The sequence below is a fragment of the Pseudomonas sp. TE6283 genome, from assembly GCF_054060555.1.
Genome location: NZ_JBSSDH010000001.1, coordinates 235,350 through 256,071, shown reverse-complemented (window position 1 = coordinate 256,071; position 20,722 = coordinate 235,350). Strand labels below are relative to the sequence as shown.

The window sequence follows — 20,722 nt, the reverse complement described above, 5'->3', positions numbered from 1 at the left end:
CGCTCCCACCCAAGGGCAGGAGCGGGCGTCGTTGGCGGCTTATGCCGGCACCATCGCAAAACCTACGCCGAATCGGTTCCAGGCATTGATGGTGGCGATGGCCAGGGTCAGGTTGGCGACCTCCTTGGCGCTGAAGTGCTCCAGCAGCGCCTGGTACTCGTCCTGCGGCGCGCCACGCTCGGCCAGGCGGGTCAGGCTCTCGACCCAGGCCAGGGCGGCCCGCTCGCGCTCGCTGAAGTAGCGGGTCTCGCGCCAGACGCTCAGGGTCTGCAGGCGCGCCTCGGTTTCGCCGGCCTTGCGCGCATCGTTGGCGTGCATGTTGACGCAATAGGCGCAGCCATTGATCTGCGAGGCGCGCAGGCGGATCAGCTCGAGCAGCGAGTGCTCCAGGCCCGAGGCGACCAGCGCCTGTTCGAGGCCGATCATGGCCTTGTAGGCTTCCGGTGAGTGTTTGGCCCATTCGATACGGTCATGCATGGTGAAACTCCAGGTCGGCAAGAGGAAAGTGGCACTACCTTAGCGCCAGGCCGCGCCGCGCCGAATAGCCAATCCCGCGCTTTGCCAGGAGGCCAATCGGTCATTCGGATGAGCACTGACAGGCATCCAATCTCTTCATTTCTGCCAGGGCGGTCGAGTCGGGATAATGGGCGGGTCAACACCTGAGAACCGTTTCATGTCCGCAGATCGATTCATGCGCGAGGCCCTTGAGCTTGCCCGCGCCAATATCCAGGCCGGTGGCCGCCCCTTCGGCGCCGTGCTGGTCCATCAGGGGCAGGTGATCGCCCGTGCCGTCAACGAGATCCACAGTACCCAGGACCCCACCCGCCACGCCGAGATGCAGGCCATCCGCCAGGCCTCCCAGGTGCTCGGTCGGGCGCGCCTGGACGGCGCCGAGATCTACGCCAGCGGCCATCCGTGCCCGATGTGCCTGGCCGCCATGCACCTGTGCGGCATCGAGCGCGCCTGGTTCGCCTATGACAACGACGAGGGCGAGCCCTATGGGTTGTCCACCGCCGCGGTGTATGCGCAGATGGCCCGCCCGCCTCGGCAGCAGAGCCTGCCCCTGCGCCCACTGAAACCGGCGGGTGAAAATGGCCTGTACCGTGAATGGCAGCAGGTCGGCGAAGCATGAGAGGCGCATTGAACCTGTTGCTGGTAGTGCTGCTGGCGTTGAACCTGCGGCCGATCCTCACCAGCATCGGCCCGCTGCTCGAACCGATGCGCCATAGCACTGGCCTGGGCTACCAGCAGGCGGCGCTGCTGACCGCGTTGCCGGTGCTGTGCATGGGCCTGGTGCCGCTCCTGCAACCCTGGCTGCGGCGCTGGTTGAGCGAGCATGGCGGCATGCTGGCGGGGCTGGCGGCCATCGCCCTGGCGTGCCTGTGGCGCCTGCAACTGGACAGCGCCTGGGCGCTGATCGCAAGCGCGGTGGTCGCCGGGCTGGGCGTCGCCGTGGTTCAGGGCATGATGCCGGGCTTGGTCAACCGCTGGTTCCCCGGCCGCCTGGCTGCGACCATGGGGCTGTATTCGGCGGCGTTGATGAGTGGCGGTGGCCTGGCGGCGGTGTTGGGCCCATCGATCACCGCGCACTTTGGCCATTGGCAGTTCGGCCTTGGCCTGTGGGCGCTGCCTGCGCTGCTGGCTATCGTGGCGTGGATCGCCCTGCGCCCGCGCCAGGACACGCCGTCCCTGGCCGGTGGCGGCGGCGGGCACTGGTTCGGCAACCGACGGGCCTGGCTGCTGGCGCTCTACTTCGGGCTGATCAACGGCGGCTACACGAGCATGGTCGCCTGGTTGCCGGCCTATCACCTGGAGCACGGCGGCACGGCCCAGGGCGGTGGCGAGCTGGTCGGGTTGATGACCATCTTCCAGGTCTGCGGCGCCCTGGGCCTGCCGTTGCTGCTGCGGCGCCTGGCCGATCGCCGGCCGGGGCTGTGGCTGGCCTTGCTCATCCAGCTGGCGGGCTTTCTTGGCTTGCTGCTGGCGCCGGCCAGCGCCATGGGCCTGTGGGTGGCGCTGATCGGCCTGGGCCTGGGCGCGTGCTTCAGCCTGAGCCTGACGCTGACCCTGGAGCACCTGCGCACGCCCGGTGAAGCCGGCAGCTTGGCGGCTTTTGTCCAGGGCGTGGGTTTCATCATCACCGGAATCGTGCCGTACATCACCGGCTGGCTGCGTGATGTCAGCGGCGACTTCCAGGCGTCCTGGACCCTGCTGACCTGCACGGTGCTGGCGATGCTGCTGGTGACCGTGCGTTTCGCCCCCAACGGCTATGCCCGGGCCATCGCCGGTGAGCGGCGAGCGCCTGCGGCGGCGCTCAACTGAGGCGTTGCAGGGTATCGCCGACCCGGTCCAGTGCCGGGTCGATGTCCAGCAGTTCGATGGCACCGAAGCCGAACAACAGGCCTGGCCTGACCGGCGCTTCGCTGAAGAATGGCGCCAGGGAGTAAAGACCGACCTCCACCTTGCGTGCCAGGTTGATCAGCAGCTCGACATCCACCCCGGGCTTGGCCAGCGCGCTCAGGTGAAAGCCGGCGCTGGCCGGCACGGCGTCGAACCACGGCGCCAGGTCGCCACCCAGGCGCGTCAGGATCCGCTCGCGGCGGGCGCTGTACACCTCGTGGCAACGGCGGATGTGCTTGTTCAGGTGACCTTCGCTGATGAACCGGGCCAGCGCCCACTGCTGCAGGCTCGGGCTGTGCCAGTCGCTCAGGTGCTTGGCCACGCAGGCGGCCTGCAGCACGGCCGGCGGCAGCACGGCGTAGCCCAGGCGCAGTTCCGGCAGCAGGGTCTTGGAGAAGGTCCCGACATAGGCCACCAGGCCATGTCGATCCAGGCGCTGCAGCGCTTCGGCGGCCGGCCCCTGGTAGCGGAATTCGCAGTCGTAGTCGTCCTCGATGATCAGCGCGCCAAGCTCCGCGGCCCGCGCCAGCAGCGCCTGGCGCCGTGGCTCGGCCATGGGCATGCCCAGCGGGAACTGGTGCGAGGGTGTCACGTAGATCAGTCGGGTGCCGTCCTCGATCTGCTCGACGCACAGCCCCTGGTCGTCCACCGGCACCGACTGCAGGCGCGCGCCGAGGGCCAGGAATAGTTGGCGTGCCGGTGGGTAGCCCGGGTCCTCCATGGCCACCTTGCAGCCGGGTTCGACCAGTACCCGGGCGATCAGGTCCAAGGCCTGCTGGGCGCCATTGCACACCAGCACATCGCTGGCCGCGCACTGGATGCCGCGGGTGAAGGCGATCTGGTGGGCGATGGCCTCGCGCAGCTCCGGCAGGCCCTGGGCGGAAAACTGCCGGTCGGGGTGGCGCTGGCTGCGGCGCAGGGCGTAGTTCATGCAACTGCGCCAGTGGTCGTAGGGGAACTGCGCCTTGCTCGAGGCGCCGCCGATGAAGTCATAGCGCGACGGTGCGTCCAGCGCCCGCCGGCCCAGCACCGTGGCGCGCCGGCGCCAGCGTTCGAGGGTGTCGGCGGCGGCCAGCGGGATGTTGTCGCTATCGCTCTGGTGCCGTGTGTGGCGCGGGGTAATGAAGGTGCCGCGGCCGACCACGCCGCTGAGCAGGTTTTCATAGGTCAGGCGCGAATAGGCTTCGGCCACGGTCTTGCGCGAAACCCCCAGTTGTTCGGCCAAGAGACGCGTGGGTGGCAGCTGGGTGCCGGCGGCCAGGTGGCCGCTGTCAATACCGGCGCGCAGTTGCTGGTAGAGCTGTTCGGCCAGGCCTTTGCGGCCTTCGAGGCGGATGTGCAGTTCCATCGGGGGAGGGTGTCCGAAGCGCAGGAGGGGTAAAAGCTTCGGGGTTTATTGCGTTGGCTGCAAGGGGACCGCTCTGCGGCCCATCGCCGGCAAGCCGGCTCCCACAAGGACCGTGTTCACCCTGTGGGATCTGGCTTGCCGGCGACGAGGAGTCAAAGTCGGGCGGTACTGATGGTGATGTAGCCTTTTTCCGGCAGTGCGATGCGGATCACCGTCTCGTCTTCGCAGGCCTTGCGTTTTTGCTGGATGCACACGCCGTCCACCGCGGCTTCGCGCATGCGGGCTGGGATGGCGCGGCCCTTGGCATCGAAGAAGGCTTCGCTGGCGAGCAGCTCGACCCGCTCGATCAACTGGCGGGTGTGCTCGTCGGTGGCACAGAAGAACCGCACCCCGGACAGGTGCGGATTGTCATCGGGGTTGCTGACCTCGTGGGCCAGCAGTTGGCGCAGGGTGTGGCGCAGTTCACGGGTAGGGTGATCAGCGTTTGCGGGCATGGCATGGCCTCGTCTGGATGGGGTTGGCCGCGCCGGGGCGGCGGTCACGTCTCCAGGTCGGATGATGTTTTGCCGACGGTGTGGCAACAATCTAGAAGCTTCCGTGTTTTCGGTAGGAGGGTTCCGAAATTACAGGCGCCAGGTTGAACATCGCCTTGATCCGCGTCAGGGGCGGGGCACAATTTCCATCGCCTCGACAGCGCGGGGCTCAAGCGCCGCCTCGACGATTTCGATCCAGTGCCGCACCGGCGTGCGCCCGGCACCGCCGAGGTGCAGCTGGCAGCCGATGTTGGCGGTGGCAATGAGCTGCGGGTTGCCGCTTTCCAGGGCGTTGAGGCGGTTGTCGCGCAGCTGGCGCGCCAACGTCGGCTGGGTCAGCGAATAGGTGCCGGCCGAGCCGCAGCACAGGTGGCCATCGGGCACCTGGGTGAGGTGGAAGCCCAGGCGCTGCAGCAGGCCTTCCACCGCACCGCCGAGCTTGAGGGCATGCTGTAGGGTGCAGGGGCAGTGGAACGCCAGGCGCTGCTCGGTGCAAACACCCAGTCGCTCCAGTGGTTCGGCCTGCAGCACCTGCACCAGGTCGCGGGACAGGGCACTGACCGTGGCGGCCTTGGCGGCGTAACGCGGGTCTTGTTCCAGCAGGTGGCCATAGTCGCGGACGAACGCACCGCAGCCGCTGGCGGTCTGCACGATGGCCTCTGCGCCGGCCTCGATGGCCGGCCACCAGGCGTCGATGTTGCGCCGGGCACGGTCGAGGCCACGCGCCTGGGCATCCAGATGATAGTCCACGGCGCCGCAGCAGCCGGCCTCATGGACCGGTTTGACGCTGATGCCGAGCCGGTCAAGCAGGCGCGTGGCGGCGGCGTTGGTGTTGGGTGAAAGGGCCTGCTGCACGCAGCCTTCGAGCAGCAGCACATGTCGGGCGTGGCGCGGTGTCAGGCGTTGGCGTGGGGCTACAACATGCGCCGGCAGCTTGTCCTTGAGGCTGGCCGGGAGCAGGGGGCGCAGGGCCTGGCCGGCGCGCACCAGGGCCTTGAATGCGCCAGGCCGTGGCACCACGGCGCGCAGGCCGGCGCGCAGCAGGCGTTGCCCCGGTGGTCGGGGGACTTGCCGGTCGACCACGGCGCGGCCGATGTCGAGCAGGTTGTGGTACTCCACCCCCGACGGGCAGGTGGTCTCGCAGTTGCGACAGCTCAGGCAACGGTCCAGGTGCGCCTGGGTGCTGGTGCTCACCGGCTCGCCTTCGAGCACCTGCTTGATCAGGTAGATGCGCCCGCGAGGCCCGTCCAGTTCATCGCCGAGCAACTGGTAGGTGGGGCAGGTGGCGGTGCAGAACCCGCAGTGCACGCAGGCGCGCAGGATACGTTCGGCCTCGTCGGCGCGGGGCAGTTGGCGGGCGGAGTCGCTCAGGTGTGTGTGCATGCCGTGGCCTCACAGGTCGGCGTACAGGCGGCCAGGGTTGAACACGCCCTGGGGATCGAGTTGGCGTTTGAGCGCCTGGTGATAGCGCAGCGTCAAAGGATCAAGCGGGGCGCTGCTGTCATCACCGGGCCGGTAGGCGGTGGCATGACCGCCGGCCTCGGCCGCCAACGCCCGGATGACGGACGCCGGGGCATCAGACTTCAGCCAGCGCTGGGCGCCGCCCCAGTCGAGCAACTGACGCCCCGGAAGTTCGAGTGCGCCGCAGGCAAGGGGCAGGGAAAGCCGCCACAGCGTCGCGGGTGCGGCGAAGAAGGCCAGGCGCTGCTCGCGCAGGTCGTGCCAGAAGCCCGTGTCGAGCGCTTCGCCACCCAGGCGCTCGCGGGCCGAGCGCACCGAGCCTTCGCCGCCTTCCAGGCGCAGATGCAGCGTCTCGCCGTCATGGCAGGCAGCGCTGATCGGCAGCGCTTGCCGGCCCCATTCGACGAGTTCGCCCAGGGCCTGACCTACGTTCATCTCCAGGCGCAGGCCCAGGCACTGGCGTGGTCGCGGCAGCACCTTCAACGACACCTCGGTGAGCAGCCCCAGGCAGCCGAAGCTGCCCGCCATCAGCCGCGATACGTCGTAGCCGGCGACATTCTTCATCACCTCGCCGCCAAAGCGCAGGTGCTTGCCGTGGCCGGTGATCAGCCGGGTACCGAGGACGTAGTCACGCACCGACCCGGCCCAAGGCCGCCTTGGCCCCGACAGCCCAGCCGCGACCATGCCGCCCAGCGTTGCCTCGGGGCCCAGGTGTGGTGGTTCGCAGGCCAGCATCTGCCCGGCCTCGTGCAGTGTCGCCTCGACCTCCCGCAGCGGCGTGCCGGCGCGGGCGGTGAGTACCAGTTCGGTGGGGTTGTAGCCGACGATGCCACGGTGGCCGCGGATGTCGATGACCTGCCCGGTTACCGGGCGACCGAGCATGGCCTTGCTGTTGCCGCCCTGGATGCGCAGCGGGGTGTGCATCTCCAGCGCCTGGTTGACCTGCTCCTGCAGGTCCTGGCTCAAGTCCCTGTCCATCAGAAACGCTCCAGGTCGGGGAAGGGCAGTTGTCCGTGGTGCACATGCAGCGCGCCGAACTCGGCGCAGCGCTGCAGGGTGGGGATGTTCTTGCCCGGGTTGAGCAGGCCCCATGGGTCGAAGGCGGCCTTGACCGCGTGGAACAAGGTGATCTCGTCGCTGTTGAACTGCGCGCACATCTGGTTGATCTTCTCCCGGCCCACGCCGTGTTCGCCGGTGATGCTGCCGCCGACGGCCACGCACAGTTCGAGGATCTTGCCGCCGATGGCCTCGGCGCGCTCCAGTTCGCCGGGCAGGTTGGCATCGAACAGGATCAGCGGGTGCAGGTTGCCGTCGCCGGCATGGAACACGTTGGCCACCCGCAGGCCATACTGCCGGGAAAGCTCGCTGATGCCCTTGAGCACTCGTGGCAACTCCCGGCGCGGGATGGTGCCATCCATGCAGTAGTAGTCCGGGGAAATGCGCCCCACCGCCGGGAAGGCATTCTTGCGCCCGGCCCAGAAGCGCGCGCGCTCGGCTTCGTCGCAGGCCAGGCGCACCTCGCGGGCGCCGGCCCTGCGCAGCACGGCATCGACCCGTGCGCAGTCGTCCTGCACGTCGGCCTCGACACCGTCGAGCTCGCACAGCAGGATCGCCGCCGCGTCCAGCGGGTAGCCGGCATGGATGAAATCCTCGGCGGCGCGAATCGCCAGGTTGTCCATCATCTCAAGCCCAGCCGGGATGATCCCGGCGCCGATGATTTCGGCCACCGCGCCCCCGGCATCCTCGACGCTGTCGAAACTGGCCAGCAGTACCCGTGCCACCTGCGGTCTGGGCAGCAGCTTGACGGTGACTTCGGTGACGATACCGAGCATGCCTTCGGAACCGGTGAACAACGCCAGCAGGTCGAATCCGGGGCTGTCCAGGGCATCGCTGCCCAGCACCAGGCGTTCGCCTTCGACGGTGAGGATTTCCACCTTGAGCAGGTTATGCACGGTCAGGCCGTATTTCAGGCAATGCACGCCACCGGCATTCTCGGCGACATTGCCGCCGATCGAGCAGGCGATCTGCGAGGACGGATCGGGCGCGTAGTACAGCCCATGGGGCGCCGCCGCCTGGGAGATCGCCAGGTTGCGCACACCAGGCTGGACCCGGGCGAAGCGGCCCTGCGGGTTGACCTCGAGAATGCGCTTGAAGCGCGCCATTACCAGCAGGATGCCCTGGCTCAACGGCAGGGCGCCGCCGGACAGGCCGGTGCCGGCGCCGCGCGCCACCACCGGCACGCCGCGCTGGTGGCAGAGCCGCAGCAGCGCCTGCACCTGCTCGATGCGCTCGGGCAGCGCCACCAGCAGCGGTAGCGTGCGGTAGGCCGAGAGGCCGTCGCACTCGTAGGGCCTGAGGTCTTCGCCGCGGTGCAGGATCTCCAGGTCGGGCAGGGCCTCGCGCAGGGCGGCCAGCAGTGCCGGCTTGTCCACGGCTGGCAACGGTCCGTCGACACGTTCGTCGTAAAGGATATTCATGAAGACTTACTGCGCCAGGTGCCGGATCATCGCCACCGTCAGGTACAAGCGTGGCGCCACGCTGGCGATCTCCATGTATTCGTCGTCGCCATGCAAGCCGGCGCCGACCACGCCGAGGGTCTCCAGCACCGCCGGCTTGTCGCTGTCGGGCACGTAGGCGTAGCCGGCGTCGGTGCCGAAGCGCATGGCGATCGGCTGCAACTGCCGGTCGATCTTGCTGTAGAGCTGCCGCGCCGTTTGCGCAAGTTCCGTGGAGGCGTCGTTCCTGGCCAGCGGCGGACGGCCTTTTTCCATGACCAGCTCGACCTGGGTATCGGCCACCAACTGTTTCTTGATGATCCGCAGGGCATCCTCCTGCACCCGCTCGGTCTCGCTCAGGTCGGAGTAGCGCATGTCGGCCTCGGCGCTGGCCTGGGCGGGAATGATGTTGGCTTTTTCCCCGGCCTTGGCCAGGGTCCAGTTGACGGTGGTGCCCTTGCTCTTGTCGCCGAGGTTGTTCAATTGCAGCAACTGGTGCGCCAGCTCCAGCAGCGCGTTGCGCCCGGCCTCCGGGGCGGAGCCTGCGTGGGAGGCGCGGCCCTTGACCTCGAGCTTGAGGCGATTGATGCCGTTGGTGGCGACGGTGACCGCGTCCTTGTCGGGCGGCTCGTAGGAGAAGACGAAGTCATGCTTGCGCGCCAGTTCGGCAATCAGCTGCCGCGAGCCGGTCGAGCCCATTTCCTCGTCCGGGTTGAACAGCACGGTGAGGGTGCGGTATCCCTTGTACTGCTGGTCCTGCAGCAGTTTCAGCGCATGCAGGATCATCGCCACGCCGCCCTTGGCATCGGCCACGCCGGGGCCGTAGGCGCGGTCGCCGTCGATCCGAAACGGGCGCTTGGCCACGGTTCCGGGGCCGAACACCGTGTCGTAGTGGACCATCAGCAGGAAGTCCTTGTCGCCACTGCCCTTGAGCGTTCCGACGATGTTGTCGCCCACCGAAGGCGTGGCCGGCTGCGTCGTGACCTTGGCGCCGAGAGCCTCCAGTCGTTTCACCAGTTCGTTGCCGACCTGCTTCAGGCCGGGCTCGGTACCGGTGCCGGTGTCCACGGCCACCAGGGTCTTGAGGGTTTCCAGGTAGTGAGGCTGTTCGGCCTGGGCCTGGCTGAACAGGGCCTGGGGCGTCGGGTCGGCTGCCTGGGCGGTGGCGCAGGCCAGGGCAAGGGTCAAAGAGCAGAGTCGCAAGGGCATGGGCAGGGATCTCGTTGTCGTGAACCCTTTAGCGTAGACCCTGTCACGCAATCATCGCCAAGGCCAGACCGTGCCCCGTTGCTCAGAACCAGCGGTCGTTACGTTTGCGGCCACGGGTCAGCGCCGGCAGGATCAGCCCCGCCAGCAGCCCGGCGCCGGCGATGCTGCCGCCATACACCATGTAGCGCATCATCACCTGCTTGTTCTCGTCACCCAGGCGTGCCTGGGTGTCGCGCAGGGTCGACTGGCTCTGCTCGAGCTGTTCGTTGAGTGCCTTGTTGCGGCTTTCCAGCTCGTCGATCAGCGCCTTGCGCGAGTCGAGGGTCTCCTGCATGCCCTGCACGCGGTTCTTCCAGCTGTCGTCGATGGTCTTGAGCTGGCCGGACAGTTCGGCCACCTGGGCGTCGAGCTGCGGCAGGCGCTCGCTCTGGCCGGGCACCGCCTGCAAGTCGCTGGTGAGGATCCACACCAGGTCGCCGCTCTGCCCGCGTACCTGGCTGTAGTTGCCCTGGCTGGTGACCAGGGTGACCTTCTGCCCCGACTTGAGCGTGCCGACGATGCGGTGGCCGTCGGTGGGGCCGCTGCGGACATAGGTGCTCAGGCTGTCGCTGACCCAGCGCGCATCGCTGGCCGGCTCTTCGGCGTGGGCTGGGGCGGCAAGGGCGATCAGGGCGGCGATCAGGCCGCCGCGCAGGACGGTGAGGGCAGGAGGAACGGGCTGGATGTCTGGCATGCTGGTCTTCGCTGAAACAGGACGAATGAAGGCCCGATGACTGGGCCGGCGATCCGGTCGGGTGGATTGACCGTCAGCGAAAGACCGTTTTTTTGTAGGCAGGTTCACTGCCTGGCTTGGGAAATGTCTGCAGGATGTTGCGGGAAGTGGTGTGTAGCTTGCCCCTGTGAGCGCCGGCCTGCCAGCAAAGGGGCCGCCAGGCGGCCCCCCGAGGTCTCAGGCCACCACCTCATAACACGGCACATACGCCGCCCCGCCGGGCAGCTTCATGCGGTGCTGGTCGACGAACGCCTGCAGCAGGCGCCCGAGCGGGTCGAGGATCGCCGCGTCGCCACGGATCTGGTACGGCCCGTGCTCTTCGATCAGGCGAATGCCCTTGTCCTTGACGTTGCCGGCGACGATCCCGGAGAACGCCCGGCGCAGGTTGGCCGCCAGTTCGTGGGGCGGCAGGTTGCGGCGCAGGGCCAGGTTGGCCATGTTCTCGTGGGTCGGGTCGAACGGGTGCTGGAAGCCTTCGTCGATCTTCAGCAGCCAGTTGAAGTGGAAGGCGTCGTTGCGTTCGCGACGGAACTGCTTGACCGCCTTGAGCCCCTCGACCATCTGCCGGGCGACTTCGGCCGGATCGTCGATGATGATCTGGTAATGACGCTGGGCGGCCTCGCCGAGGGTGGCCCCGACGAAGGCGTGCAGTTGCAGCAGGAAGGCTTCGGCGCTACGCGGCCCGGTGAGTACGACCGGGAACGGCAGGTCCTGGTTTTCCGGGTGCATGAGGATGCCGAGCAGGTACAGGAACTCCTCGGCGGTGCCGGCGCCCCCGGGGAAGATGATGATGCCGTGGCCAACGCGGACGAAGGCTTCCAGGCGCTTCTCGATATCCGGCAGGATCACCAGTTCGTTGACGATCGGGTTGGGCGCCTCGGCGGCGATGATGCCTGGCTCGGTCAGCCCCAGGTAGCGGCTGCCGTGCATGCGCTGCTTGGCGTGGGCGATGGTGGCGCCCTTCATCGGGCCTTTCATCACGCCAGGGCCGCAGCCGGTGCAGACATCCAGCTTGCGCAGGCCCAGCTCGTGGCCGACCTTCTTGGTGTACTGGTATTCCTCGCTGCTGATCGAGTGACCGCCCCAGCACACTACCATCTTCGGCTCGACGCCCGGGCGCAGGGTGCGGGCGTTGCGCAGCAGGTGGAAGACGTAGTCGGTGAGGCCCTGGGAGCTCTCGAGGTCGATGCGCTGGCTGGCCAGCTCGCTCTCGGTGTAGACGATGTCGCGCAGGGCGCTGAACAGCATCTCGCGGGTGCTGGCGATCATTTCGCCGTCGACGAAGGCGTCGGCCGGGGCGTTGAGCAGTTCCAGGCGCACGCCGCGGTCCTGCTGGTGGATGCGTACCTCGAAGTCCTTGTAGGCCTCGAGGATGGTCTTGGCGTTGTCGACATGGGCGCCGGTGTTGAGGATGGCCAGGGCGCACTGGCGGAACAGGGTGTAGAGGCTGCCGGTACCGACTTCGCTCAGTTGCTGGACTTCACGTTGCGACAGCGTCTCCAGGCTGCCCTTGGGGCTGACGGAGGCGTTGATGACATTGCGTTGGGGCATCTGGTCTTTCCTGTGCGGGTAAAACATCCTTCTTGGACAACACCATACAAGCAAATGTGCGTGGCAACGAGGGCCTTGGTGAAAAACCTTGGACGCAGTGCCTACCCCGTGGGAGCCGACCTGCCGGCCAAAGGGCTGCGTAGCAGCCCCGGGGTTATTGGACGTTGAACACATGCCGCAGGTACGCCACGAAATTCTCGTCCCGGCACTGGGTCTTGCCCGGACTGTCGGAGATCTTCGCCACCGGCGCGCCGTTGCAGGCGGTCATCTTGATCACCATGTTCATCGGCCTGACCCCGGGGATGTCGCAGGTCAGGTTGGTACCGATACCGAAGCTGACGTTGATCCGCCCGTGCAGGGCGCGATAGAGCGTCAGCATCTTCTCGAAGTCCAGGCCGTCGGAGAAGATCAGCGTCTTGCCACGTGGATCGATGCCCAGCCGCTGGTAGTGGGCGATGGCTTTCTCGGCCCAGGCCAGCGGCTCGCCCGAGTCATGCCGTAGGCCGTCGAAGAGCTTGGCGAAGTACAGGTCGAAGTCCTTCATGAATGCATCCATGCCGATGCAGTCGGTCAGGGCGATGCCCAGCTGTCCACGGTATTCACGTACCCAGCATTCCAGCGCGGCGGCCTGGCTGTCGACCAGCCGCGGGCCGAGCTGCTGGTGGGCCATGAACCATTCGTGGGCCATGGTGCCGATGGGCTTGATCTGGTATTCGCGGGCCAGGTGCACGTTGCTGGTGCCGACGAAACGCCCGGGGAAGTCGCGTTTGAGGATATGCACCACCTCTTCCTGTACCCGATAGGAGAATCGCCGGCGGGTACCGAAGTCGGCCAGTTGCAGACCGGCCAGTTCGTCGTCGCTGGCTTCTGCCCTGAGCCAGTCGAGCTTCTGGTACAGGCGCTCGCCGACCTGTTCGATCAGCACCTCGCGATAGCGGTAGCGGTTGCGTACCTCGCTGATGATCGCCAGCAGCGGGATCTCGAACAGGATCACGTGCAGCCACGGGCCGCGCACGCGGATCGCCAGTTGCCCGGCATTGTCCAGGCCGACCTGCACATAGCGCAGGTTGAAGCGGAACAGGCTGAGGAAGCGGATGAAATCCGGCTTGATGAACGGGATCTTTTCCAGGTAGGCCAATTGGTCGTGGGTGACCGAGACATCGGCCAACTGCTCGACCTGGTAGCGGATCTCGGCGAGGTAGGGCGCCAGGTCCTCGTCGTTGCGGCAGCGGAACTCCCATTCCACTTCGGCGTTGGGGTAGTTGTGCAGCACCGCCTGCATCATGGTGATCTTGTAGAAATCGGTGTCCAGCAGGTTCTGGATGATCCTTGGGCCGAAGACGCTGTCGCTCATGGGCGGTCCTCCTTGAGTTGGTCGAGCCGGGTGTCGAGGGTCTGTTCGTCGGCGCACAGGTGGATGCCGGTGCTGGCCATTTCATCGCAGGCCGCTTGTGCGCCCTCGGCGCTCAGGGCGCGGCAGGCCGGCAGGTACAGCAGCACCTCGAAACCGGCGCGGCGCAGCTGCAGGGCGGTGGTGCGCACGCAGTAGTCCAGTGCCAGGCCACCGACGATGATCGCCTGCACCTGTTGCACCTTGAGGAACTCGATGACGCCGGTGGAGCGGCGCTCGGCCAGGTCGTGGTAGCAGGCGCCGTAGGGGTGCAGGTCGGGCTCGACGCCTTTCCAGACGAAGTAGTCGTAGTCGATGGGGGAGGGCAGGCCGGGCAGCAGCTCGAAGCCCGGCGTGCCGGGGACGCAGTGGCTGACCCAGGTCAGGTCGGCATTGGCCAGGGGCAATGGTTGCAGCATCTGGCCCGGCTCGGCGACCACCCAGGCGGCGTTGGCCGGGTGGGCGTCCTTGCTGCCCAGGCGCAGCGAGGCGCGTTGGGCCATGGCGTTGAGCGCGGGGGCGATCAGGTGGCCGCCGGGCACCGGCAACTCATGGGCGGCGTTGGCGGTGAAGCCGTTCTGCGCGTCGACATCGAAACTGGCGATTTTCATTGGAGGAAACTCCTCGGCTGGAATGGCTATATATTCCACCTGGTGGATTAAGTGTGTCAAGATTATTTTATCCAGGGATTTAGGGTTGCCCTATTTAATCGCCCTGGTGGAATATAGGCGGATGTTGATTAAGGAACCTTTCCGTGAGCACAGCTGAAGTCCTGGCCAGTGTCGATATCGTCACCCTGCGCCTGTCGCCCCACAGCCAGCGCCTCGAGGTGTTGCTGTCCCCGCGCGAACGCGAGCCCTACAAGGGGCAGTGGGCCTTGCCGGGCGTCATCGTCAATGGCAGTACCGCGGACAACAACCTGGATGCCGCCGCCTGCCGGGCGCTCTCGGAAAAGGCCAAGGTGCGCCCGCGCCACCTGGAGCAGGTCGGCACCGAGGGCAATGCTTCCCGCGATCCACGAGGCTGGACCTTGAGCACTTACTACCTGGCGTTGCTCGATCCTGCGGTTGTGGTCGAGGATCCGCAGATTGCCTTTTTCGATCTGCAACGCGTCCTGGACAACGAACCGCCGTTGCCGTTCGACCATCGCCTGCTGGTCGAGCGTGCCCATGAACGGCTGGCGGCCAAGGCCGTGTACACCAACCTGCCTTTATACCTGGCACCCGAGCGGTTCACCGTGCTGGATGCGCTGGCCGCCGCGCAGGCGTGCCTGGGGCAGCCAGTCAACAACACCTCGATGCGTAAACGCCTGGAGCGCATGAAGAGCGAAGGCTGGGTGCAGGACACCGGAGAGAAGAACCAGCCCAGGCTGGGACGGCCACAGCAACTGTACCGGCATACTCCGCAGGGGGGCGGGGCGTTCATGTTCGACCGGAGTCTGCTGGCGGGAGGATAGTCAGGGCCGATCGCGGCCTCTTCCTGCAGCCGTCGAGTAGCGACTATCCTTGCCCCATGACCAGCCTGCCTCCTTTACGCCATCCTTGTCCGCCGGGCGCCTGCGACTGCGGCCGCGAACGCCTGGCCGACGGCCCCGAGCGACGCATCCTGCTGCTCACCCGCGAGGAGGAGAAGCGCCTGGTCGAACGCCTGGAGAACCTGAAGGATCTGGAGGACCTGCAGCGCCTGCAGTCACGCCTCTACGAGCAACTGGGCATCCGCGTGCATATCGCCCCGGGCTTCAACGAAGTGCGCACCATGCGCGGCATCGTCATCGAGCTTGCGGCGCAGCCGGGCCTGTGCCGCAAGACCCGCCAGTCGATCCCCGCCGCTATCCGCCGGGGACTGGAGCGCAATCCGCAGGTGGCCTTCCGCCTGCTCGACGCCCATGACCTGCTGCGTGATGCCTGAACATCAACGCATCGCCGCCAGCTTGATGCCGAAGCCTACCAGGCAGGCGCCGGCCAGGCGTTCGAGCAGGTTAGTGATGCGCGGGCTGGCGCGCATGCGCTCGGCCAAGCGGTGGGTGAGCAGCACCGCCACCAGGCCGTAGAGCAGGGTCAGGCCAGCCACGGTCAGCGCCATGAAAGCGAAGGTCACCACGCCCTGGTGGCGCACCGGGTCGATGAACAGCGGGAAGAACGCCATGTAGAACATGATCGCCTTGGGGTTGAGCAGGGTGATCATCATGGTCTGGCGCAGGTAGCGGCCGCTGGCCATGCCGCTGTCGCGCGGCGCGCCGCCGGGCTTGCTCAGCACCATGCGCAGGCCGAGCCAGGCCAGGTAGGAGGCGCCGGCCCACTGCACCACATGGAAGGCGGCCGGATAGGCGGCCAGCAGGGTGGCGACGCCCGCCACCGCCAGCCACATCAGCACCTGGTCGCCGAGGATCACTCCGAAAGTAGCGGCCAGGCCGCCCTTGATGCCGCCCTTGCCGGTGGCGGTGATCAGGGCGAAGTTGCCGGGCCCGGGGATCGCCAGGAGGATAAGGAACGCGATCACGAAAGCGCCGTAGTCGGTCACGCCGAGCATGGGTAGTCTCCTGGGGAAGGCGGGCGGGCAGATCAGGATATATGCCATTATTCGCATCACTTGCAAAGCCACGACGGCACAGGGAGGTGGAGATGGCGTTCAATGCGCATGAGCGGGCAGTGTTGCTGGCGGTCAAGGGCGTGGGGCCGACCGTGGTGCAGCGGCTCGAGCAGTTGGGTTATGACTCGCTGGCGCGACTGGCCGGGGCCGATGCCCTGCGGATCGTCAGCGAGGCGGCCGGTCTGGTGGGCAGCAGTTGCTGGAAGAACAGCCCGCAGGCACGGGGGGCGATCCAGGCGGCGATTGCCCGGGCCAGGGAGCATGTCCTGCAGGGCACCTGTCCCGCCAATGGCACATAAAAAAGCCCCGAAGACCTAGGTCTTCGGGGCAAACGGTTGGGGGAGGAGCCAACCAAAGGAGTCTTCACATCAGGGGACGGTCAGCGCGAGCTGACCACCACGTCGGGTTGCCAGCCGCCGCCCAGCGCCTTGTAGATCGCGACGATGCCGCTGTACAGCTCGACCTCGCCCTGGGCCTGGGCGTCTTCGGCGCTCAGGCGCTCGCGTTCGGCGTCGAGCAGCACCAGGTAGTCCACCGTGCCTTCGCGATAGCGCACCGAAGCCAGTTCCGCCGCCTTGCGGCTGGCGTCGCTCTGGCGCATCAGCGCCAGCAGGCGCTGTTGGCGCTTGCCATAGTCGCTGAAGGCGTTGGAGGATTCCTCCAGGGCCAGCAGCACCTGCTGTTCGTAGTTGGCCAGGGCGCCCTCGGCATCGGCCTTGGCCCCGCGCAGGCGGGCGCGCACGCTGCCCAGGTCGAAGGCTGCCCAGGTGATGCTCGGGCCCAGCGCCCAGGCGTTGGCCGCCGAGGAGCCGATCTGCGAGCCGCGCGCGGCGGTGAAGCCGAGGAAGCCGCTGAGGCTGACACGCGGGAACAGGTCGGCGGTGGCCACGCCGACGTTGGCCGTGGCCGCCGCCAGCTGGCGCTCGGCACTGCGGATGTCCGGGCGGCGGCGCAGCAGCTCGCCGGGGTCGCCCACCGGCAAGGCCTTGGCGATGGCCGGCAGGGCCTTGGGCGCAAGGTCCACGCTCAAGGCGTCCGGACGCTGGCCGAGCAGGGTGGCGATGCGGTTCTTCGCCCGCACTTGTTCGGCCTGCAGCTGCGGCACGGTGGCTTCGACACCCGCCAGGCGGGCGTCGGCGCGGACCACGTCGAGTTCATTGCCGACCCCGGTGTCGCGCAGGGTCACGGTGATATCCCGCGACTGCTGCTGGGTCTTGAGGTTGGCCACGGCGATCTGCTCGCGCAGCTGGGCGCCGCGCAACTGGCCGTAGGCGTCGACCAGTTCGGCGATCAGGCTGACCTGCAGTTGTTGCAGGTCGGCTTCGGCGGCGGCTTCCTGGGCTTCGCTGGCCTCGATCTGGCGCTGGATTCGGCCGAACAGGTCGAGCTCCCAGGCCATGTCCAGGCCCAGGTCATAACGCTCGCTGTTGACCCGCCGTTCAGTCTGGCCGGGCACCTGGCCCTTGCCCAGGTCGCTGCTGGCACGGCTGGTGACCACCGGCAACTGGTCGTTGGACGCATCCTCGCGGATCGCCCGCGCCGCCTTCAGGCGGGCAAAGGCCACGCGCAGGTCGCGGTTGCCGTCCAGCGACGCCTGCACCAGTTGGTTGAGCACCGGGTCGTCGAACTGCTTCCACCACACGCTTTCGAAGCGGCTGCGGTCGAAGGCCTTGGCCTCCAGACCGCTGTCCAGCTTGGCCGGCGCGGTGTCCGGCGTCTTGTAGTCCGGGCCCACGGCGCAGGCTGCCAGGGCCAGTGCCAGCAGGCTCGGGGTCAGGGGTTTGAGCAACTTCATGCGTGGGTCTCCAGCGCGACGGCGTGTTCGGCCTTGCGGGCCTGGCGACGCTCGACGAAACGGCGGATCAGGAAGAAGAACACTGGGGTCAGGAACAGGCCGAACACGGTCACCCCGATCATCCCCGAGAACACCGCCACACCCATGGCGTGACGCATTTCCGAGCCGGCGCCGGAGCTGAACACCAGCGGCACCACGCCCATGATGAAGGCGATCGAGGTCATCAGGATCGGCCGCAGGCGCAGACGGCAGGCTTCCAGTACCGCGGCCAGCGGGTCGAGGCCCTTGGCCTGTTCATCCTTGGCGAACTCGACGATCAGGATCGCGTTCTTGCACGCCAGGCCCACCAGCACGATCAAGCCGATCTGGGTGAAGATGTTGTTGTCGCCACCGGAGATGATCACCCCGGTAATGGCCGACAGCAGGGTCATCGGCACGATCAGGATCACCGCCAGCGGCAGGCTCCAGCTTTCGTACTGGGCGGCCAGCACTAGGAAGGCCAGCAGCACGCAGAGCGGGAACACGAATAGCGCAGTGTTGCCCGAGAGGATCTGCTGGTAGGTCAGGTCGGTCCACTCGAAGGTCATGCCGTTGGGCAGTTCTTCCTTGAGCAGCTTCTCGATTGCCGCCTCGGCCTGGCCGGAGCTGTAGCCGGGGGCCGCGGCACCGTTGATCTCGGCGGTGATGAAGCCGTTGTAGTGCATGACCCGGTCAGGTCCGGAGGTGTCGCTGACCTTGAGGAAAGTCGCCAGCGGGATCATCTCGCCCAGGTTGTTGCGCACCTTCAACTGGCCGATCTGCTCGGCGTCGAGGCGGAACTGCTGCTCGGCCTGGACGTTGACCTGGTAGGTGCGGCCAAAGCGGTTGAAGTCGTTGGTGTACAGCGAGCCCAGGTAGACCTGCAGGGTGTCGAAGATGTCATTGATCGCCACGCCGTGGGTCTTGGCCTTTTCCCGGTCGATGGCGGCATCGACCTGCGGCACGTTGACCTGGTAGCTGGTGAACAGGCCCGCCAGTTCCGGTACGTTGTGGCTCTTGGCGATGATGTTCTGGGTCTCTTTGTACAGCGCTTCGTAGCCCAGGTTGCCGCGGTCTTCGATCTGCAGGCGGAAGCCGCCGATGGTGCCCAGGCCTTGGACCGGCGGAGGCGGGAAGATCGCGATGTAGGCGTCCTGGATATCGGCGAACTGGGCGTTCAGGGCTGCCGCGATGGCCGCCGCCGACTGACTCGGGTCCTTGCGCTCGTCGAACGGCTTGAGCGGGGTGAACACGATGCCGCTGTTCGGGCTGTTGGTGAAGCCGTTGATCGACAGGCCAGGGAAGGCCACCGAATCAGCCACGCCCGGTTGCTTGAGGGCGATCTCGCTCATCTTCTTGATCACAGCCTCCGTACGGTCGAGGCTGGCGGCGTCAGGCAACTGGGCGAAGGCCACCAGGTACTGCTTGTCCTGGGCCGGGACGAAGCCGGTCGGGGTGGACGAGAAGCCCAGGTAGGTCAGGCCCATGAGCCCGGCATAGACGAACAGGGCGATGCCGCTGGAGCGGATGACCCGGCGCACGCCGCCGACATAGCCATGGCTGGCGCGGTCGAAGAAGCGGTTGAACGGAGCGAACAGCCAGCTGCCCAGCAGCTTTTCCAGGAACCGCGAGAAACGGTCCTTGGGCGCATGGTGGTCCTTCAGCAGCACGGCGGCCAGGGCCGGCGACAGGGTCAGCGAGTTGAACGCCGAGATCACGGTGGAGATGGCGATGGTCAGGGCGAACTGCTTGTAGAACTGCCCGGTAAGCCCCGAGATGAACGCGGCGGGCACGAACACGGCGCACAGCACCAGGGCGGTGGCGATGATCGGGCCGGTCACTTCGCTCATGGCCTTCTGCGTGGCTTCCAGCGGTTTCAGGCCAAGCCCGATGTTTCGCTCGACGTTCTCCACCACGACGATGGCGTCGTCCACCACGATACCGATGGCCAGCACCAGGCCGAACAGCGATAGCGCGTTGAGCGAGAAGCCGAACAGGTGCATCACCGCGAAGGTGCCGATCAGCGAAACCGGTACGGCCATCAGCGGGATGATCGAGGCGCGCCAGGTCTGCAGGAACAGGATCACCACCAGCACGACCAGGATCAGCGCTTCGAACAGGGTGTGCACCACCGCTTCGATGGAGCCACGGACGAACACGGTCGGGTCATAGACGATGCTGTAGTCCATGCCTTCCGGGAAATCTTTCTTCAGCTCGGCCATCTTCGCCCGCACTTCGTCGGAGATCTCGATGGCGTTGGAGCCCGGACGCTGGAAGATCGGGATGGCAACCGCCGGCTGGTTGTTCAGCAGCGAACGCAGGGCGTACTGGCTGGAGCCGAGCTCGACCCGGGCGATGTCCTTCAGGCGGGTGATCTCGCCGTTGGCGCCGGCACGGATGATGATGTTCTCGAACTCTTCCTCGTTGACCAGGCGGCCTTGGGTATTGATCGACAGCTGGAAGCTGGTCGAGCCGGGGGCGGGCGGGGCGCCCAGCTGGCCGGCGGCGACCTGGCGGTTCTGTTCGCGAATGGCGGCCACCACGTCGCTGGCGGTCAGGTTGCGCGAAGCGGTCTTGTTCGGGTCGAGCCACACCCGCAGCGAGTAGTCGCCCATGCCGAACAGCTGCACGTCACCCACGCCACCCAGGCGCGCCAGCTCATCCTTGATGTTGAGGATGGCGTAGTTGGACAGGTAGAGCATGTCGTAGCGGTTGTCCGGCGAGGTCAGGTGCACGACCATGGTCAGGTCGGGCGAGGCCTTGTCGACGGTAATGCCGATACGGGTGACTTCCTCCGGCAGCTTGGGCTGGGTGCGGGTCACGCGGTTCTGTACCTGCACCTGGGCGTTGTCCAGGTCGGTGCCGAGGGCGAAGGTGATGGTCAGGGTCAGCTTGCCGTCGGCGGTGGACTGCGAGGACATGTACAGCATGTTCTCGACACCGGTGATGGCTTGTTCCAAGGGCGCTGCGACGGTTTCGCCGATCACCTTGGGGTTGGCGCCGGGGAAGTTGGCGCGCACCACCACGGTGGGCGGCACCACTTCGGGGTATTCGCTGATCGGCAGCTGGAACAGCGAGATGGAACCTGCGATCAGCAGCACCAGCGACAGCACCGCGGCGAAGATCGGCCGGGTAATGAAGAATTTCGAAAAGTTCATCGG

Annotated in this window: 19 protein-coding genes; 5 read left to right on the top strand and 14 right to left on the bottom strand. The window is 66.8% G+C overall.

Annotated elements, in window-relative coordinates:
* Window positions 1–39: 39 nt before the first annotated feature.
* Entirely contained in the window at window positions 40–477 is a 438-nt protein-coding gene (locus ACVWZ5_RS01340; protein ID WP_062364339.1) for a carboxymuconolactone decarboxylase family protein, read from the bottom strand.
* A gap of 196 nt (window positions 478–673) precedes the next feature.
* Here ACVWZ5_RS01340 and ACVWZ5_RS01335 point away from each other — a divergent pair, with 196 nt between their 5' ends.
* Window positions 674–1,132 (top strand): nucleoside deaminase, encoded by a 459-nt coding sequence (locus ACVWZ5_RS01335; protein WP_084942738.1) that lies wholly within the window; start codon window positions 674–676, stop codon window positions 1,130–1,132.
* Window positions 1,129–2,322, top strand: coding sequence for a cyanate transporter (locus ACVWZ5_RS01330; RefSeq protein ID WP_062573769.1), 1,194 nt, complete (start codon window positions 1,129–1,131; stop codon window positions 2,320–2,322). Before ACVWZ5_RS01335 ends, ACVWZ5_RS01330 begins: the two co-directional genes overlap by 4 nt.
* Here the strand turns inward: ACVWZ5_RS01330 and pdxR are convergent.
* The 10 genes from pdxR to ACVWZ5_RS01280 all read right to left on the bottom strand — a co-directional run bounded on the left by pdxR (window position 2,315) and on the right by ACVWZ5_RS01280 (window position 13,770).
* Window positions 2,315–3,748 (bottom strand): MocR-like pyridoxine biosynthesis transcription factor PdxR, encoded by a 1,434-nt coding sequence (gene pdxR / locus ACVWZ5_RS01325; protein WP_062573770.1) that lies wholly within the window; start codon window positions 3,746–3,748, stop codon window positions 2,315–2,317. The two genes, ACVWZ5_RS01330 and pdxR, sit on opposite strands and share 8 nt — an antisense overlap.
* 152 nt (window positions 3,749–3,900) lie before the next feature.
* Window positions 3,901–4,242, bottom strand: coding sequence for a hypothetical protein (locus ACVWZ5_RS01320; protein WP_028689365.1), 342 nt, complete (start codon window positions 4,240–4,242; stop codon window positions 3,901–3,903).
* 165 nt (window positions 4,243–4,407) lie between these two features.
* Complete coding sequence (gene glcF / locus ACVWZ5_RS01315) at window positions 4,408–5,664, bottom strand: glycolate oxidase subunit GlcF (RefSeq protein WP_096048014.1); 1,257 nt, start codon at window positions 5,662–5,664, stop codon at window positions 4,408–4,410.
* A gap of 9 nt (window positions 5,665–5,673) precedes the next feature.
* Complete coding sequence (gene glcE, locus ACVWZ5_RS01310) at window positions 5,674–6,720, bottom strand: glycolate oxidase subunit GlcE (protein WP_280071489.1); 1,047 nt, start codon at window positions 6,718–6,720, stop codon at window positions 5,674–5,676.
* Window positions 6,720–8,219, bottom strand: coding sequence for a glycolate oxidase subunit GlcD (gene glcD, locus ACVWZ5_RS01305; protein ID WP_062573773.1), 1,500 nt, complete (start codon window positions 8,217–8,219; stop codon window positions 6,720–6,722). Before glcD ends, glcE begins: the two co-directional genes overlap by 1 nt.
* A 6-nt stretch (window positions 8,220–8,225) precedes the next feature.
* Window positions 8,226–9,446 (bottom strand): M20/M25/M40 family metallo-hydrolase, encoded by a 1,221-nt coding sequence (locus ACVWZ5_RS01300; protein WP_457340352.1) that lies wholly within the window; start codon window positions 9,444–9,446, stop codon window positions 8,226–8,228.
* 82 nt (window positions 9,447–9,528) lie between these two features.
* Window positions 9,529–10,179, bottom strand: coding sequence for a TIGR04211 family SH3 domain-containing protein (locus tag ACVWZ5_RS01295; RefSeq protein ID WP_028689369.1), 651 nt, complete (start codon window positions 10,177–10,179; stop codon window positions 9,529–9,531).
* A gap of 216 nt (window positions 10,180–10,395) precedes the next feature.
* Window positions 10,396–11,769, bottom strand: a complete 1,374-nt coding sequence (gene ppnN, locus ACVWZ5_RS01290; RefSeq protein WP_028689370.1) for a nucleotide 5'-monophosphate nucleosidase PpnN — start codon at window positions 11,767–11,769, stop codon at window positions 10,396–10,398.
* A 154-nt stretch (window positions 11,770–11,923) separates the two neighbouring features.
* Window positions 11,924–13,123 (bottom strand): nicotinate phosphoribosyltransferase, encoded by a 1,200-nt coding sequence (gene pncB, locus ACVWZ5_RS01285; protein WP_062573775.1) that lies wholly within the window; start codon window positions 13,121–13,123, stop codon window positions 11,924–11,926.
* The gene (locus ACVWZ5_RS01280) at window positions 13,120–13,770 is read right to left on the bottom strand and encodes a nicotinamidase (protein WP_062573776.1); all 651 of its coding nucleotides are present in this window, start codon (window positions 13,768–13,770) and stop codon (window positions 13,120–13,122) included. Before ACVWZ5_RS01280 ends, pncB begins: the two co-directional genes overlap by 4 nt.
* Window positions 13,771–13,913: 143 nt before the next feature.
* Here ACVWZ5_RS01280 and ACVWZ5_RS01275 point away from each other — a divergent pair, with 143 nt between their 5' ends.
* Both ACVWZ5_RS01275 and ACVWZ5_RS01270 read left to right on the top strand, forming a co-directional pair.
* Window positions 13,914–14,615, top strand: a complete 702-nt coding sequence (locus ACVWZ5_RS01275; protein WP_062573777.1) for an NUDIX hydrolase — start codon at window positions 13,914–13,916, stop codon at window positions 14,613–14,615.
* A gap of 56 nt (window positions 14,616–14,671) precedes the next feature.
* Window positions 14,672–15,067, top strand: coding sequence for a hypothetical protein (locus tag ACVWZ5_RS01270; RefSeq protein ID WP_062573778.1), 396 nt, complete (start codon window positions 14,672–14,674; stop codon window positions 15,065–15,067).
* Between the two features lie 3 nt (window positions 15,068–15,070).
* Here ACVWZ5_RS01270 and ACVWZ5_RS01265 read toward each other — a convergent pair whose 3' ends face one another.
* Window positions 15,071–15,688, bottom strand: coding sequence for a LysE family transporter (locus ACVWZ5_RS01265; protein ID WP_457340351.1), 618 nt, complete (start codon window positions 15,686–15,688; stop codon window positions 15,071–15,073).
* Window positions 15,689–15,780: 92 nt separating this feature from the next.
* Between ACVWZ5_RS01265 and ACVWZ5_RS01260 the strand changes: the two genes are divergently transcribed.
* Window positions 15,781–16,047, top strand: a complete 267-nt coding sequence (locus ACVWZ5_RS01260) for a hypothetical protein (protein ID WP_062573779.1) — start codon at window positions 15,781–15,783, stop codon at window positions 16,045–16,047.
* A gap of 80 nt (window positions 16,048–16,127) precedes the next feature.
* On the opposite strand, the gene ACVWZ5_RS01255 is transcribed toward ACVWZ5_RS01260, so the two are convergent.
* Together ACVWZ5_RS01255 and ACVWZ5_RS01250 are read right to left on the bottom strand one after the other, a co-directional pair.
* Window positions 16,128–17,543, bottom strand: coding sequence for an efflux transporter outer membrane subunit (locus tag ACVWZ5_RS01255; RefSeq protein ID WP_062573780.1), 1,416 nt, complete (start codon window positions 17,541–17,543; stop codon window positions 16,128–16,130).
* Window positions 17,540–20,719 carry an efflux RND transporter permease subunit gene (locus ACVWZ5_RS01250; RefSeq protein ID WP_028689378.1) on the bottom strand — a complete coding sequence of 1,060 codons (3,180 nt, stop codon included), beginning with the start codon at window positions 20,717–20,719 and terminating at the stop codon, window positions 17,540–17,542. The genes ACVWZ5_RS01255 and ACVWZ5_RS01250 overlap by 4 nt, the downstream gene beginning before the upstream one ends.
* Between the last annotated feature and the right edge of the window lie 3 nt (window positions 20,720–20,722).

Bases quoted from the DNA above. Each gene is read 5' to 3' on its own strand.
- ACVWZ5_RS01320 (WP_028689365.1), bottom strand. From the start codon at position 4,242: ATGCCCGCAAACGCTGATCACCCTACCCGTGAACTGCGCCACACCCTG.
- ACVWZ5_RS01255 (WP_062573780.1), bottom strand. From the start codon at position 17,543: ATGAAGTTGCTCAAACCCCTGACCCCGAGCCTGCTGGCACTGGCCCTG.
- ACVWZ5_RS01335 (WP_084942738.1), top strand. From the start codon at position 674: ATGTCCGCAGATCGATTCATGCGCGAGGCCCTTGAGCTTGCCCGCGCC.
- glcE (WP_280071489.1), bottom strand. From the start codon at position 6,720: ATGGACAGGGACTTGAGCCAGGACCTGCAGGAGCAGGTCAACCAGGCG.
- glcF (WP_096048014.1), bottom strand. From the start codon at position 5,664: ATGCACACACACCTGAGCGACTCCGCCCGCCAACTGCCCCGCGCCGAC.
- pdxR (WP_062573770.1), bottom strand. From the start codon at position 3,748: ATGGAACTGCACATCCGCCTCGAAGGCCGCAAAGGCCTGGCCGAACAG.
- ACVWZ5_RS01280 (WP_062573776.1), bottom strand. From the start codon at position 13,770: ATGAAAATCGCCAGTTTCGATGTCGACGCGCAGAACGGCTTCACCGCC.
- ACVWZ5_RS01300 (WP_457340352.1), bottom strand. From the start codon at position 9,446: ATGCCCTTGCGACTCTGCTCTTTGACCCTTGCCCTGGCCTGCGCCACC.
- ACVWZ5_RS01260 (WP_062573779.1), top strand. From the start codon at position 15,781: ATGGCGTTCAATGCGCATGAGCGGGCAGTGTTGCTGGCGGTCAAGGGC.
- ACVWZ5_RS01265 (WP_457340351.1), bottom strand. From the start codon at position 15,688: ATGCTCGGCGTGACCGACTACGGCGCTTTCGTGATCGCGTTCCTTATC.
- pncB (WP_062573775.1), bottom strand. From the start codon at position 13,123: ATGAGCGACAGCGTCTTCGGCCCAAGGATCATCCAGAACCTGCTGGAC.
- ACVWZ5_RS01340 (WP_062364339.1), bottom strand. From the start codon at position 477: ATGCATGACCGTATCGAATGGGCCAAACACTCACCGGAAGCCTACAAG.
- ACVWZ5_RS01295 (WP_028689369.1), bottom strand. From the start codon at position 10,179: ATGCCAGACATCCAGCCCGTTCCTCCTGCCCTCACCGTCCTGCGCGGC.
- ACVWZ5_RS01270 (WP_062573778.1), top strand. From the start codon at position 14,672: ATGACCAGCCTGCCTCCTTTACGCCATCCTTGTCCGCCGGGCGCCTGC.
- ACVWZ5_RS01330 (WP_062573769.1), top strand. From the start codon at position 1,129: ATGAGAGGCGCATTGAACCTGTTGCTGGTAGTGCTGCTGGCGTTGAAC.
- ppnN (WP_028689370.1), bottom strand. From the start codon at position 11,769: ATGCCCCAACGCAATGTCATCAACGCCTCCGTCAGCCCCAAGGGCAGC.
- ACVWZ5_RS01250 (WP_028689378.1), bottom strand. From the start codon at position 20,719: ATGAACTTTTCGAAATTCTTCATTACCCGGCCGATCTTCGCCGCGGTG.
- glcD (WP_062573773.1), bottom strand. From the start codon at position 8,219: ATGAATATCCTTTACGACGAACGTGTCGACGGACCGTTGCCAGCCGTG.